Source organism: Companilactobacillus paralimentarius, assembly GCF_963227125.1.
Lineage (GTDB): Bacteria > Bacillota > Bacilli > Lactobacillales > Lactobacillaceae > Companilactobacillus > Companilactobacillus paralimentarius.
In genome coordinates, this window is the sequence record NZ_OY724131.1 from 1,753,245 (window position 1) to 1,768,437 (window position 15,193).

Below are 15,193 nucleotides of genomic sequence, written 5' to 3' on the forward strand. Positions count from 1 at the left end.
CAACAAGCCCGATTGTTCTGAAACGCTGTGAACACTGATTTGAGCTAATTGAAGTTCACAATTATCTCAAATACAGGTCCTCTACTAATAAACAAGAACAGTCTCTATTAAGAGATTCAAGTTTGAATTCCTAACGGGGACTGTTCTTTTAATTTAAAATCGTTATTTGATTGTAATCTCAAGCTTACCTATGTCCTAAAATATTACTTAATCGTAGATAAGCCACAAAATGAAAGCCAATTCCTGCTAGCAAGAAAAATGCTCCTAATGGAACGAAGAATAGTGAACTAATGATAGCCAGGATATAAAGACTAACGCTGATTAAAGGATCATATTTATTCTTAGCAAAAGCACTATTTTCCATCCGATTAGATTTTAGTTCGTGATGTTTTCCGATATACGAGTACAGAACGTAAAACATAAACGAAATAATGAGTGCTACTAAATCATACGTAATAAAAGCTACTCTGATATCGTTCAAATTTCCCCGACTTAATGTATTGGCTACTAATGCCATTGGATAATTAATCAATGTAATTGTGAACAATATTAAAAGATTAATCAAATTTAAATTACGATTGATGGCCTTGAGCGCATTAAAATAATCGTGATGAAATAACCACAAAGTACCAACATAAAAATATGAAACTACATAAGCTATCAGAATTGGCCATTGATGAAACATGGCTTCCAATAAGTGACCAGATTTAAAATTTGGAACTGTAAATTCTAAAACTAGAATAGTAATTAAAATGGCAAAGACGCCATCGCTAAACGCCAATAATCTATCTTTAGTCACTAAAATCCCCTCACTCTATAACTTCATCATCTGAACTAAGTATCTTATTGAAGACGATTGGACAGACTAAACAAGTAATAATAGCCGCCAAAGTGATTGCCCCTGACTGAGCAGTAATAATCAATTTCAAATTTCGTCCAACTTGTAAAATAGGCAAAACTAAAGTAATCGTTGTGGACGTAACAATTGCAGCGGCACTGGCATAACGTTTGCCAAAACGTTTACGAAAGACAAAGTAGACGATTGCCTTTGATAGAATGAATGCTACTAGAAATACTGGAATCAATAATAGTGCCTGTTTGTTAGTAAATAGTGTTCTCAAATTTAGATTTACTCCTGTAGTAATGAAGAAAACAGGAATAAAGAAACCATATCCCATCGAACTTAATTTTTCCTCAGTATCAGGTTTGGGTTTCAACAGTTTCATTACGGCCCCAGCTAAGAAAGAACCCAAAATACTTTCAGCACCGATTTGTTCAGCAAAAGTAACCAAAGTAAAGATCAAGAAGAACGCTAAACGAATATCTAATTGCGTCGTCGATTTATCAATTTTATCAAAAAAAACATAGATTCGATTGAAACGATGCAATAGAACAATTGCAATAATAAAAATAACTGGCAATCCTAATACAGAAATATAATGCTGTTGCTTAACAGCTGAATAAATTGTCAAAGCCACCAAAGGAATAAATTCCCCGAACGCCGACGTTAACAAAATCGTTTGGCCGTAATTGGTATTTAGTAACCCAGCCTCTTTTAAGAGTGAAATGATAACACCCAAAGCAATTGTACTGAATAAAATGACTGCTAAAATAAATTCACTGAAAATTCCAGTAACGTACAAAATACCACTCAAAATCATCGACATAATAAAGATCGACATGAAACCGGCAAAAGAATTTCCCAAGGGTGAATAAACTGATTTATCCTTCTTAGGTTCCAAGAGAGAAAAATCAATCTCCATTCCGCCCAAAAAGATCAACATAATCACACCCAAATTAGCTATGTATTGAACACTGACATCTGGATGAACAATATTGAACCCAGTCTTACCAATAATAATCCCCATAATAATTTCTGAAATAGCTGTCGGCATCCGTTGCAAATGGAACCTAGCCGTAATAAGTGGCGTGATCAAAGCCGCAAATAGCACAATCAATAAAGCAAATTTTTCCATAACAAAACCTCAGAGAGCTGAGCAGACCCGCTTAGATTCCTGTATTTTGCCTGCGTAGCTCATTTCCACTATAAAATATAGAACCATAGTTATTCTAAAACAAAATTATCCCAAAATAAAAAATCAATTAACAACAAAAACAATAATTATTTATCAATAAAAAGTCAAAAAAACCAACTTGAAACAGAGCATGGTTTTTCCCATCTAAAAAAGCCCAGTATAGCAACCACCAAAAATGGTAACTACACTAGACTTATTTTATTACTCGTAAATTGGATAATTATTCTACTTCAGTATTCAATTTTTCAGGTTCACAGATAACAAAATGATCAATAACGGCGATAACTAAGAACGCTAAAGCTACTAGACAAACGCCGATCCAACCAATTCGACTCCAAGCCCAAGTTGCGGCTAAAGTACCGATTGAACCACCTAAAAAGTAACTAAACATAAAAATCGAATTGTTACGACTACTCTGTTGGCGATTCAATGATTGCACGATTGCTTGATTAGAAACCTGACTGAATTGTGTTCCCAAGTCAAGTAATATAATTCCGATTATTAAACCGATCATCCAAAATCCCACTAACCAAAAAACCACAAAGGCTAAACCAGATAAAATCATACTTAGACCAATTGTTAACTTAGGAGATTTCTGATCAACCAAATTGCCAACCCAAGGTGCCACCAGAATACCAGCAATTCCTAATAAGCCTAACAATCCTGCAACACTACTACCTAAATGATATTGAGCTGCCAAATAAAATGCTAATGTAGACCACAAAACATTGGACATCCCAAACATACAAAAACCATTAATGGCTGAACCGCGTAATTCTTTTTGTTCAACAAATAGTTTGGGCAAAGTTTTGATTACAGTAAAATACTTCAAATCACGATGTCCTCGTTTATCATGAGGCATAAAAAGATGCACTATTAATAGAAAAATCAAATCTACCCCAGCCGCAATCAAGTAAATATATTGCCAAGGCATAATACTCCCCAACAGGCCACTAAATGAACGTGATAATAAGATACCGGTCAACAAGCCACTCAATACGATACCCAAAACTTTACCTCGTTGTAAAACTGGGGCCAGATAACCAGCATATGGAATAATAATTTGTGGTGCCACAGAAGTTATCCCTATCAGGGCCGTTGCTACTGCAAATATTCCTGCATTCGGTGCCCAAAAAGCTAATAATAACGAAATAATCGACAATATCATCATAAATTGAATCAAATGATAACGATCGAAAATGTCCCCTAATGGAACAATCAATAACAAGCCAAACGCATAACCCAGTTGCGTAATCATGGCCAACATCCCGACAACCGACTTAGAAATATTGAAATCAGTCGCAATCAAATTTTCAATTGGCTGAATAAAATTCAAATTGGCAACAATAACTCCAGTCACCACCGCCATCAATAAGATGGTCTTTTTTGACAAAGTCTCCGTCTCTTCCAAACTAAAATCTCCCTATTCTGTAAATTTCTTCAGTGACGAATCAACCCATTGTAAAGCAGCTTTCATCTGCACTTGTTTTAATGAAATCACCCATTTAGCATTTTCTAAATCAGGAGCCGAAATAGGTGTCTTCTTCATGTCAATTACTTGTTGGTGTAACGATTCTTGATTTTCCAGCAAATAATCCTTATATTCGTTTAAAATTTCTTGACGTAACTTAGGTTCTACTAGATGAAAATTACGAAATTTAACACTGTAAGTGAACTCCAAATTAGGATTCAAAGGTACCTTTTCTACCATTAATTCTTTGAACCTAGTCCGACCGCGATCAGTAATTGTTGCCACCTTTTTTGAACGTTTTCCCACATCAGTTCGATCATCAAGAGTAATGTAACCAGCTTCATTTAAACGTTTAAATAATGGATAAATCATGCCAAAACTAATTTTTCTCTGTCGACCAACAATTTGTTGCAAAATCTGTCGCATCAAATAACCACTCATCGACTCATCCATAAGTTGTCCTAAGACAAATAAGTCATACATAAATTTACCTTCCTTACATATATCAGACTGATACATAATCAACTTTTCTAATATATATCAGCTCAATATTGTTGTCAAATTCAAATTTAATCTTGACCTCAAGTCGACTTTAGGTAATAAGGTTAATTTATAAATTAAATTATCGAGGAGCTTTATTATGACTAAACCTTATATTATTTGTCACATGATGACATCAATTGACGGTCGTATCGATTGTGATATGACTGCTCAACTTCAAGGAACACAAGAATACTACTCAACTTTAAAGGCTATTGAAACCCCTACTACTTTAAGTGGTCGTGTTACCGCTCAACTAGAATTAGCACAGACTGGAAAATTTGAATCAAAGACTAACGAACCACTTAATAAAGAATCTTTCAATAAAAAAAACGATGCTGCCGGATATGAAGTAATTGTCGATACCAAGGGAGTCTTGCTCTGGGACGAAGACTATAACTACAGTAAGCCACACATCATTATTACTAGTGAACAAGTAAAAAAAGATTATTTAGATTACCTAGATTCTAAGCAGATTTCTTGGATTGCCACCGGAAAAATTCAAATTGACTTAGCTAGAGCCGTAGAAATCCTGGTAGAACAATTCAATGTTGAAAGAATGGCAATTGTCGGTGGTGGACATATTGATGGATCATTTTTAGATGCTGATTTAACAGATGAAATCAGTTTGCTCATTGGACCTGGAGTTGATGGACGCCAAGGAATGCCTGCTGTTTTTGATGGCCGACCTCAAAACCGTAAACCAATGCCATTGAAATTACAGAGTGCTCAAACATTCGAAGATGGTGCTGTTTGGTTACGATATTTAGTTAAATAACGAAAAACAAACATTCTATTTATAATTAAGAAAACAAAAAAAGAGATCAGACATAAACATATCCAATCTCATTACAATTAAATTAACAATAACTACCTTACCCAAGTTATGGCCACTCTCTAAATACTCATGGGCATCTTTAACTTGATCTAATCTATAAATTTTAGTTGGTGAAACTTCAACATGATAATGTTTTATATAATCCAGCATCTCATTGAGTTTTTGACTATTAACTTCACCTGAGGACAACGATGTTAATAAAGCTCCTTCATGAATATCACTAATTGGTTCAAAACCATCCATATACCACTGTCCACCTAATTCACCAGTGTTGCAGACTATTCCATATGGCAAAACATGATTAAATGTATCCTTCAGGGTAGCTGGTCCAACCAACTCTAAAATTTTATTAAATTTTTTATCCGTTTGTAAGTGTCCATTTTTATCCTCAATCACTGAATCATAACCAGCGTCCAAAAGAACATCTTTTTTCTTAAGACTTCTAACCGAGCCAGTAATCTTCATAGTCGGATATTTAGCTTTAAGTAATCGTAAAGTCGAAACACCTACACCACTAGCACCGGAACGAATTAAAATCGGATCATCTGCTTTTATTTGAAGATGTTTCAAAGAACCAAATGCGGTATAAAAAGTTTCTGGTACAGCAGCCAAATCAGACCATTTTAAATCAGTCTGAACTGGATAGATCTGCTCATTTGGTAATAACACATCCTCAGCATATGAGCCATCGAAATCACGTCCCATTTCACCCATAATAGAAATAACTTTTTGTCCGACTTTCAATTCATCCGAAGTACTATCAATTACGACACCAACACATTCAATACCTAAGATACGTGGAAATTTGACACTAGGTGACAATCCTTGACGCGTAAAAATTTCAGAATGATTGACACCAAAACCCTTAATCTGAACTAATGACCAACCTGGTTTTACCTGAGGAGTTGGAACATCCTCATAATTCAAAACTTCTGGTCCTCCAGCTTTTCTAACAACAATGGCTTTCATTAACTTTCCTCCCATTAGCATTATTATATAGCTAATCGGACTAATGCTAAGGAAATAATGCCTACAACCACAATCAACAGTAGTTTTTTAGTCAAAACAGCTGTCAGTACGGTTGGTATTGAAGCAATCAAATTAGGATAATCAATTTGCGGTAAATGACCAATATGTTGGTGAAAGAGATTCTCAAACCATAAGGCCGCCATAATAGTAATAGGAACAAATCCCAGAAATTCAACTACTTTCGCAGGTAGATTAAATTTTTTCAATAAAACAAATGGCAAAACTCTGGACAACCAGGTTGTCAACCCACAGGCAATTAATGTCCACAAAATAAATTTAGTTGATGGCATGTTTTAAAATCACTCCTAACGCACAGCCGATTAAGGTAACAACCAAAATCAATAAATCACTGGAAATAAAAATCAGACCGAAATAAACTAACGGCAACATAATAACTACAACAATCAATTGGACTCTTAAGGAAATTGATTTATCACTAATCAATTGTAGATACAATAAACCAATGAACATCGCTACTAAGGCAAAATCCAAACCCAATTTTTCTGGATCACTAATGACTTTACCCAACATAGCTCCAACCATCGTCGATGCTGCCCAAACTAAGTAGGCTAATAAATTAACAGTATTGAACCACTTAAATGAAAGTTTACCATCGGTATAATTAAGTTTATTCATACTTAAAGCAAAACTTTCATCCGTAATCAAACTGCCTATAACAATATTTTCAAATATTGAATTCTTTTTAAAAAAATTGGCTGTGGTCATACTCATCAATACCATTCGTGAATTGACCAAAAAAACTGACAAGACAATTGAAATAATCGGTGTTCCAATTGCCAATAGACTAACTAAAATAAATTGTGCCGACCCTGCGTATACGATCAACGACATCAAAGTTGCCATTAACACACTCATCCCCGCAGATGCCGCGACAATACCAAAAGAAATGCCAATTCCGATGTAACCAAAAACGGTTGGCAATGTATCCTTTATGGCACTCTCAATGCTTAAACTGTCATCTATTGATAATCCCCTCTTTCACATAAAATATTATAATAATTTTAATTTACTTATATGTCAATTAGACCAGGGTTTTTATTTGTGTTAATAACATAAATAAGTTTTTTATGTATTAAAATAGAATAAAGTTCTATATGAAAGAGGCATAATCATGAAATTAGGAATGTACCTTGGTAGGGCCGCCATTATTAATGATAATCATACTTTACAACTCATTAATGGCGTCAAAGATATACAGTCTATCTTACCCAATCTAAAAGAAAAATTATTTTTGAGCCGCGAACGTGTATTACCGACAATGGAAAGTTTTTCTTTACCTATAACTAACCCCAAACAAATTTTCGCAGTTGGCTTCAATTACCGAGATCATTTGAATGAACTTCACACTAAAGAACCTCAGGTTCCCAATATTTTTACCAAATTCATCAGTTCCTTGACCGGTCCTAATCCAACTGTCAAAATTCCTAGTCCTAAAACAGACTGGGAAACAGAACTAGTCATTGTTATTAGCAAAGGAGGACGTAATATTAGCCAGAATCTTGCGAGTCAACACATTGCTGGTTACATGGTTGGACAAGATCTATCTGATCGCCAATTACAATTTGCTAATGACAATCCACAATTTTCTTTGGCAAAATCTTATGAGAACTTCTCACCCATTGGGCCTTGGTTAACGACGCCGGATGAAATCACAGATTTAAACGACTTAACTATTACTACCGAATTAAATGGTGTCGAAAAACAACACAGTAAATTGGGCAATTTAATCTTTGGGCCTGAAAAATTGGTTAGCTACTTATCATCTATTACCGAATTGTACTCAGGAGATCTTATTTTTACTGGTACTCCTGGTGGAGTCGGTGCAGGACGAAATCCTCAAGAATTTCTCAAATCAGGCGATCAATTAATTAGTAAAATTGAACAATTAGGACAACTAACGATCAATTTGAAATAGGGTTTTAATTAATACCAAAACATTTTTTAAAAACGCTATAATTGAATTAACAAATAAGGGAGGATCATTTATGAAAAAAGCAATCTTTGAAAAAGTCGGGCAAGTGGATATTGAAAATGTTGATATTCCTAAGATTAAACAACCTGATGACGTTATTATTAAAGTTGTTCGGACATGTGTTTGCGGATCAGATTTATGGGCTTATCGTGATCTAGAGGATAAAAAAGAACACTCTGAGAATTCAGGACATGAAGCCATTGGTATCGTTCAAGATGTTGGTTCCGATATTACAACTGTTAAAGCAGGCGATTTCGTAATTGCCCCATTTACACATGGTTGTGGACATTGTCCTGCCTGTTTAGCTGGTTTCGATGGAGATTGTCAATCTCATACTGATAACTTCAGTAACGGTAATCAAGCTGAATACATTAGATTCCAACATGGTCAATGGGCTTTAGTTAAGATTCCCGGAAAACCCGGTGATTACAGTGAAAATATGCTCAAATCACTTTTGACTCTAGCTGATGTTATGGCTACTGGTTACCATGCTGCAACCGTTGCTAACGTTAAACATGGTGATACTGTCGTTGTCATGGGCGATGGAGCCGTAGGACTTTGCGGAATCATTTCTGCCAAATTACTTGGTGCTAAAAAAATCATTTCAACTAGCCGTCACCCCGACCGCCAAGCTTTAGCCGCAAAATTCGGTGCAACTGATAATGTTGCTGAACGTGGTGATGAAGGTGTTAAGAAGATCTTAGAATTAACTAATGGCTTTGGTGCCGATGCCGTTTTGGAATGTGTTGGTACTGAATTATCTACTGAAACAGCTTTGAAAGTCGGTCGTCCTGGTTCTGTTGTCGGCCGTGTCGGTTTGCCACATACCGGAAAGATGGATATTGCTACATCATTCGGTAAGAATATCATTATCGCCGGTGGTCCTGCTTCTGTTACTACTTATGACAAGAGTCGCCTACTAAAAGCTGTTCTAGATGGTGAAATCAATCCTGGATTAGTCTTTACAAAGAATTTCAATCTTGACCAGATCAACGATGCTTATCAAGAAATGACTGATAGAAAAGTTATCAAATCATACGTCGCTGTTAGTGATTAATTAAAATTAAAAATAACAGCGCCTATTCAGGTTTCAAGACACTTTTATAGTGTACTGAAACTTGGATAGACGCTGTTTTATTTTTCCTAATTGTTGGTATTGTATAGGAACTTATTCTGTACTTTCAGGTGCATCAGTTTTGTACATTGAAACAGTCGATTTATCATTATTCTGCGAATACACGCTTGTCGATGAGTTACCCAATGTATCATTTATCTTATCCAACTGGCTTACTTCATTTTCATAGTCATAATCAGTAGGGTCAACTGGTTTGAATCCTATTGGTGTATAGAATCTCAAAAGATTCTTTTGATTAATAGTATCTGATATATCCAACAGATGACGTTCTTGTTCATATTTTTCAACAATCTTTTTATACAAATCGGATGCAGGATCAATATTCAATAATTCTCCTGTTTTATTATCATAAATATTGTATGAATCATTTGATTTCTTTAAAACAGTATATTCTCTGTTGACCATTCCATTATTTCTAAAAATGACGTTACTATCATGCTGCTTAGAAAACAGGTCAGTTCCTAATTGAATATAATCCTTAGTATTAATTCCTAATAAATGCAAAATAGTTGGTAATACATCAATTTCACCACCATATTCATTATCAATATGACCAGCGATTCCCTTCATATGAATCATAAAAGGAACCCTTTGTAACTGAATATTGTCAAATTCATCCCACTGTTCAGGATCTTTATCCAACAATGGTGCCAGAGCTTTATTCCTATCATCTGAAATACCATAATGATCACCATACAGAATAACAACTGATCGATCATACAATCCACTTTCTTTCAGATAGTTGAAAAATTCACGTAACGAGGCATCCAAATAATGTGCTGTCAAAAAGTAATTATTGACGACACTATCGCTTGTTTCCGGTTTAACAAAACCGTCATTGTCTTCATCTGGTAAATCAAACGGATAATGATTTGTTAGTGTAATGTATTTCATATAAAACGGTTGTTGCAGTTTTTCTAAATATTTCACACTCTCCTTAAACATCAATTTATCTTTCAATCCAAAACCAACATTAGAATCTTCAGTTTGATTAAAATAACCTTGATCGAAAAAGTAGTTGTAGCCCATACTCTTATAAGTTTTGCTTCTTGTATAAAAACTACCAACATTTCCATGGAAGACAGCACTTGTATAGCCTTCTTTTTGTTTCAAAATAGCTGGAGCACTCTGGAAAGTATTTGTTGGTCCTAATTTGTTAAATAAAGATCCTGTCGGCAATCCAAATAATCCCGACTCAAGCATATTTTCCGCATCACTAGTTTTGCCCTGCCCGACTTCATGAAAAAAATTAGAAAAGCTGACAGTATTCTTATCTGAATACAAACTATTCAAGAATGGTGTTACTTCTTGATCATTGACCTTCATATTAATCAAAAATTGTTGAAAGCTTTCTAAGTGAATAACAATGACATTTTTTTACGCGCAATTCCATAATATTTTTTATCTGGCTTCGCATAAATCTGTGCAGCCTCTTGTAACGGTGAATCAATATCGACCGTCGTTACTTTATTTTTTTCAGCATCCTCATTAACCTTGTTGGCCGTATTATAAGCCATATAAAAGTTCAATCCGAGATACTTAACAATATAAGTTTGATCAAAGGTTCTACCTAACAATTGAGGTCGATTCATCTCAGAGATAGTTAAATTCAGAACGATTAGAAATGCACTTAAACACGATAAAGCTACTTTATTAACCATCCTAACAGGAATGGTTATCAAATTATTCTTAGTAAAGAATGGTAGACCTATAATTAAACCCAAATTCAACAAGTAAATAACATCATGCGGCGAAATTAGGGTAGCAATACTCTTTCCCATTGCACCATTAAATTTTTGAGCACTTAACATTGTATTTATTGAAATAAAATCAGAAAACTCTCGATAATAAATAACGTTAGCAACTAATAATATCGTTTCTAAAGCAAATAATACCATCAGTGAAATCACAAATGATTTTTTACGTACAAAAAAATTAGCCAAACTCAAAATAAGCAATATGAAACCTAACGGGTTGAAGATAGAAATAATTACTTGCAATGGACCTTCAATTCCCAACTTAAAATCCCCATAGTAAACTAACAATGTTTCTATCCAAATTATTGCCGTCAAAATTAAAATCAATTTTGTTCTGGTTAATTTAACTGTTATATCGCTTTTTCTTTTCATTTATATACCCCTATTTAACCTGCAATTAAACTATAGGCTAGGTGAAATGGGAGTTTCAACCATATTTGTGAATTATTTAACTATTCTGATTTGAAAATAAATCACTCATTCTTCTTGGTCAAACGGCTTAAGACAATAATTCCAATTAACATATAACAAATGGTAAATACTCCTAAAATCAAACTAAAGGAATTAATGATACACGGTACTGAATAGAGTGCATAAATAAATTGAAAAGGATTAATCATTGTCAAAATATAATTCCATACTCCTTCTGGAAGGGTACTTAATAACAATAATCCACCAAATAGAAAAAAGTTTATAATCACATAAAAAGTTCTTTGCTTACATTTAAAAAGTAACAATATGGACATCATCGAAATACTGATAATTGTTGTTAAAAATGAAACCAGAAATCCATATAAAAATGTATATGATGATACTGGCGTTATAAAATAATCAATTGTCAAATTAAAAATAAAAATTTGTATCTGTATAACAAGCAGTTGAGCAAAGAAGGCTGTAAACAAAATTGAAAAATTAGAATCGATCAATTCTGACGGTTGTTTAAAAAATCCACTTTCACGTACCCGAATCAAATTCATTAAAAAACCGTTCAGGACTGTCGTGACAACAATGTACGCCCAATAAATATATAAGACTTCATTTCCTCGAAAATTAAGATTATTATTCAAAAAAGCCATGATTATTGGCACTATCAAGGTATAAAAGAAAACAATCTTTTCTTGCATAATCATTTTTAATTGCAGTTTAAATAATTTCCAATCATTCTCAAACAAGTTTAACAATCCCCTACAACAATTAAATATTTACTAACAAAATTAATATAGGTTTTTATCACTGTCAATTGGGTGTTTGATATAACTTTTTATTAGAATTTTTTATAAAAAAAGAGCTGTCTTCACAGACAGCTCTAAGCATTACTCTCCACCACCAAAAATGTGGTCCAAAATACCACTAAATTCTTTACGATTCTCTTCTGTATGTGGTTCACTACTCAACTGCAAACCTGAATGAAAAGCCGTAATTAAGAAGTCCCAGAAAGTACCATAGAGACCTAACTCTTCATGATCTGCTGGAGCAATAGTATAACGAATAGCATCTTCATCACCAGCGACAACTTTTTGAACCCAATGTGGCTCACGTAAACTCTCACGACCAATGGCTGCAAAATCTAATCCTTCATCTACAACCTTTTCAGCATCAGCAGGTGTTTGAATATCACCAACGCCAATCAATGGTAAATCACCAATATGCTCTTTAATAGTTAAGTTCAATGGTGTAGTAACTGACTTATCATTAAGTGATTTTCTCCAAACATTCCCCATTGAAACATGAAGATAATCAAGTGGCTTTTCTTTCAAGGCATCGACTAATTTCAAAGTATCTTCAAATCTGATACCGGGATCTTCAATCTCTTCTGGAGAAATACGATACCCCATCAAAAATGGTCTGTCGGCGTACTTTTCGATAATATTTTCTACTTCGTCAACTACTGCCAATGGGAAAGTCATTCTCTTTTCAACTGATCCACCCCATTTATCAGTCCGACGATTAGAGTGTGGTGAGAAGAATTGTTGAATCAAATAAGTATTAGCACCATGGATTTCAACACCATCAAAGCCCGCCTCAATCGCACGTCTTGTTGCTTGACCAAAATCTTTAATTGTTTGTTCAATTTCTTCTTCTGTCAATTCACGTGGTACTTCTGAATTATTTCTAGTTGCCTTAACAGCACTAGCGCTAACTGGTTGTTGTCCACGTAAAATAGCAGTTGAAGACATACGTCCAGCACTAAAAATTTGTAAAATGGCTTTCGTACCGTTTACATGCATAGCTGAAGCCAATTTTCTTAAGCTGGGTATAAACTTATCATCTTCGGCACTAAGTTCACCTTCAAAACCTTTACCTAGTGCATTAACGTTAGCAACTGCAGTCACAAACATTCCAGCGCCACCACTGTGCATATGATAATAACGCAATTCATCTGATGTTACTTCACCATTTGAAAAACTCATTTCCTCGGTCATTGGTGGAATAACAATACGATTCTTTACTGTAATTCCCTTCTTCTCAAACGTATATGGTTTCAAAAACTTATAATCTGCCATTGCAATCCCTCGCTTTCTAATTCAGATTATCACAATATCGACATTTGTAAGCCCTTTCATAAATGTATGGATTCATAGAAAGAATTTTTCCATTTTTAAAAATAATTGGTGTTTTTTTGTTTAAACTCGTGTATGATATTGAAAGAAATTTTGAATGAGGAAAAGCTTATGAACTACTTACTATTATTGGTCTCCATTGGTTTCGAAGTCTTAGGAACTTCACTTTTAAAGAAAACTGATGGCTTTACCAATCTATTACCTACAGTGGGAACTTTAACGTCATATTTTATCTGCCTATTTGTTCTTTCCCACGTCCTTAAAAGACTACCACTTAGTCTTACATACGCTACATGGGGTAGCGTTGGCCTAATTCTTGTTACTATTGCTGGTATTGTCTTCTACCACGAAACACTATCAGTTTACTCAATTGCAGGATTATTCTTAGTCGTCTCAGGTACAGTTCTCATCAATGTGTTCTAATAGGAATACAAAAAGAACGGTTTCCATTAAGTATTCAAGATATATACCTTACTTGAATCTCTTAATAGAGGCCGTTTTTATTTTACAAAATTACGTATTAAACATACTTACCACAAGAAAACTAAATGGAAAATTATTTGGTCTGGAGTAAGAATTGGAAATGAGTTCAGCTATGTGATTATTGTTGGCGGCTTTGCCACTTACAATAAGGCTGATCTTGGAGATCCATCGCGTTCCAATACATTTCTAATTCTTGCGGAAGACGGGAATTTAAGCACATTCACATTTTAACCAAATTTGAGTAAGAACCCCAAAAGTGAGTTATTGGATTCTTTTATTCGTATCTCGTTTTACTTTTTATGTTTTTTGTAATACCAAACACCTAACCCTGCAACCACTATAATTGCAGCAATTGTTTCAACGATAGCCATATTGGATTTAGTATGACTGTTCTTAACTGGCGTCTTCTTATTGATTTCACGGCTTTGCTTGTCAGTAACCGTAAATTTCCGTTGAAGCTTCCAAATATTTTGCCCATTGTTAGCCTTAACATCCAAATACATCATATAAGTCCCTGACTTTAATCTCTTATCCTTGTTAGCACCGATAACTGTATTAACATTAATAGGATAAGTAAAGTAACTGTTTGGGGCAATTGACATATTTGATTTCTCTGATTGTAAAATAACATTCTTACTATCATTTTCTGAAGTTATCTTTGCTTTGATATCAACTTTTTCTTCCAATCTTGGCACATCATTATCTAATAGTGCATTGACTGAAATTTGTCCATTTTGAGTATCTTCATATGCTTTGATCAGTTTTAAATTTGGCTCAACTGTGTCAGTGTTTTGTCTCAATTGTAGGCCTAGAACATAATTATACTTATTTTTTAACGTTACACCCTTAGCGTTACTCTTGCTAACTTGATTATCTTGTTCGATAAAGATACCACCTAACAATACGCCATCAAAATTTCCTTTCGGAGCATTAATGTTCACAACTACTTCTGTAGAAGATTTTGCATCAACAGTAACACTCTTAGGATATGTAACTAATTTTTCAATATCATATTTCAAAGATGAATCAGCTTTAACGTTATGTTCGTTATAGACTATTACCCCATTGGTATCAGTCGATGCCCGGTTCACCATTACAGTATAAGTATGCGTTTTAGTATCGTTATTATTAATCTTAAATTTAGCTTGCAACTTCTCATCTGGCGTCACTTTCAAATCAAAATAACCGACTTTTTTATCGATCTGATTATTTGAAAGTTCTGGCACAATATTATAAGTCACTGCTGGTTGAGCTTCTGAGGTGGCGGCCGAAACATCTTGGGTTCCTAAACAACCAAAAGTTATAACACTAATTAAAAACAACATGAAAATCCAAATACGCTTCTTCAAA

The 15,193-nt window shown here is 34.3% G+C and carries 14 protein-coding genes and 1 pseudogene; 4 read left to right on the plus strand and 11 right to left on the minus strand.

Features of this window, described 5'->3' with window-relative positions:
- Nucleotides 1-184 precede the first annotated feature (184 nt).
- From ACI6PB_RS08510 to ACI6PB_RS08525, 4 genes are all read right to left on the minus strand, one after another.
- Nucleotides 185-799: a TMEM175 family protein gene (locus tag ACI6PB_RS08510; RefSeq protein ID WP_034544413.1), complete on the minus strand. Its 615-nt coding sequence runs from the start codon at nucleotides 797-799 to the stop codon at nucleotides 185-187.
- Between the two features lie 10 nt (nucleotides 800-809).
- A complete protein-coding gene (locus ACI6PB_RS08515) occupies nucleotides 810-1,976 on the minus strand; it encodes a cation:proton antiporter (protein ID WP_404327299.1) in 1,167 nt (388 codons plus the stop codon).
- A 280-nt stretch (nucleotides 1,977-2,256) separates the two neighbouring features.
- Entirely contained in the window at nucleotides 2,257-3,405 is a 1,149-nt protein-coding gene (locus ACI6PB_RS08520) for an MFS transporter (protein ID WP_404327971.1), read from the minus strand.
- 54 nt (nucleotides 3,406-3,459) lie between these two features.
- Nucleotides 3,460-3,990, minus strand: coding sequence for a PadR family transcriptional regulator (locus ACI6PB_RS08525; RefSeq protein ID WP_025086159.1), 531 nt, complete (start codon nucleotides 3,988-3,990; stop codon nucleotides 3,460-3,462).
- Nucleotides 3,991-4,147: 157 nt separating this feature from the next.
- Between ACI6PB_RS08525 and ACI6PB_RS08530 the strand changes: the two genes are divergently transcribed.
- Entirely contained in the window at nucleotides 4,148-4,825 is a 678-nt protein-coding gene (locus ACI6PB_RS08530) for a dihydrofolate reductase family protein (protein ID WP_025086160.1), read from the plus strand.
- A 15-nt stretch (nucleotides 4,826-4,840) separates the two neighbouring features.
- On the opposite strand, the gene ACI6PB_RS08535 is transcribed toward ACI6PB_RS08530, so the two are convergent.
- Genes ACI6PB_RS08535 through ACI6PB_RS08545 form a run of 3 tightly spaced genes read right to left on the minus strand, consistent with a single transcriptional unit; the run spans nucleotide 4,841 to nucleotide 6,898 of the window.
- Complete coding sequence (locus ACI6PB_RS08535) at nucleotides 4,841-5,854, minus strand: zinc-binding dehydrogenase (protein WP_404327300.1); 1,014 nt, start codon at nucleotides 5,852-5,854, stop codon at nucleotides 4,841-4,843.
- A gap of 23 nt (nucleotides 5,855-5,877) precedes the next feature.
- Nucleotides 5,878-6,204, minus strand: a complete 327-nt coding sequence (locus tag ACI6PB_RS08540) for an AzlD domain-containing protein (RefSeq protein ID WP_025086162.1) — start codon at nucleotides 6,202-6,204, stop codon at nucleotides 5,878-5,880.
- Nucleotides 6,191-6,898, minus strand: coding sequence for an AzlC family ABC transporter permease (locus ACI6PB_RS08545; RefSeq protein ID WP_025086163.1), 708 nt, complete (start codon nucleotides 6,896-6,898; stop codon nucleotides 6,191-6,193). The genes ACI6PB_RS08540 and ACI6PB_RS08545 overlap by 14 nt, the downstream gene beginning before the upstream one ends.
- A 148-nt stretch (nucleotides 6,899-7,046) precedes the next feature.
- On the opposite strand from ACI6PB_RS08545, the gene ACI6PB_RS08550 reads away from it, so the two are divergent.
- Both ACI6PB_RS08550 and ACI6PB_RS08555 read left to right on the plus strand, forming a co-directional pair.
- Complete coding sequence (locus ACI6PB_RS08550) at nucleotides 7,047-7,850, plus strand: fumarylacetoacetate hydrolase family protein (protein ID WP_025085966.1); 804 nt, start codon at nucleotides 7,047-7,049, stop codon at nucleotides 7,848-7,850.
- 70 nt (nucleotides 7,851-7,920) lie between these two features.
- Nucleotides 7,921-8,964, plus strand: coding sequence for a zinc-binding dehydrogenase (locus ACI6PB_RS08555; RefSeq protein ID WP_056955799.1), 1,044 nt, complete (start codon nucleotides 7,921-7,923; stop codon nucleotides 8,962-8,964).
- A 111-nt stretch (nucleotides 8,965-9,075) separates the two neighbouring features.
- On the opposite strand, the pseudogene ACI6PB_RS08560 reads toward ACI6PB_RS08555, so the two are convergent.
- The 3 genes and pseudogenes from ACI6PB_RS08560 to ACI6PB_RS08570 all read right to left on the minus strand — a co-directional run bounded on the left by ACI6PB_RS08560 (nucleotide 9,076) and on the right by ACI6PB_RS08570 (nucleotide 13,303).
- A pseudogene (locus tag ACI6PB_RS08560) lies at nucleotides 9,076-11,171 on the minus strand (LTA synthase family protein).
- Between the two features lie 101 nt (nucleotides 11,172-11,272).
- Nucleotides 11,273-11,971, minus strand: coding sequence for a hypothetical protein (locus tag ACI6PB_RS08565; RefSeq protein WP_404327301.1), 699 nt, complete (start codon nucleotides 11,969-11,971; stop codon nucleotides 11,273-11,275).
- Between the two features lie 141 nt (nucleotides 11,972-12,112).
- On the minus strand, nucleotides 12,113-13,303 hold the full coding sequence (locus tag ACI6PB_RS08570; protein ID WP_404277875.1) for an NADH-dependent flavin oxidoreductase: 1,191 nt from the start codon (nucleotides 13,301-13,303) through the stop codon (nucleotides 12,113-12,115).
- A 168-nt stretch (nucleotides 13,304-13,471) separates the two neighbouring features.
- Here ACI6PB_RS08570 and ACI6PB_RS08575 point away from each other — a divergent pair, with 168 nt between their 5' ends.
- Nucleotides 13,472-13,783 carry a multidrug efflux SMR transporter gene (locus ACI6PB_RS08575; protein ID WP_025085963.1) on the plus strand — a complete coding sequence of 104 codons (312 nt, stop codon included), beginning with the start codon at nucleotides 13,472-13,474 and terminating at the stop codon, nucleotides 13,781-13,783.
- A gap of 350 nt (nucleotides 13,784-14,133) precedes the next feature.
- Here the strand turns inward: ACI6PB_RS08575 and ACI6PB_RS08580 are convergent, their stop codons facing one another.
- Entirely contained in the window at nucleotides 14,134-15,192 is a 1,059-nt protein-coding gene (locus ACI6PB_RS08580) for a DUF916 and DUF3324 domain-containing protein (protein WP_309510820.1), read from the minus strand.
- Nucleotide 15,193: the final 1 nt, after the last annotated feature.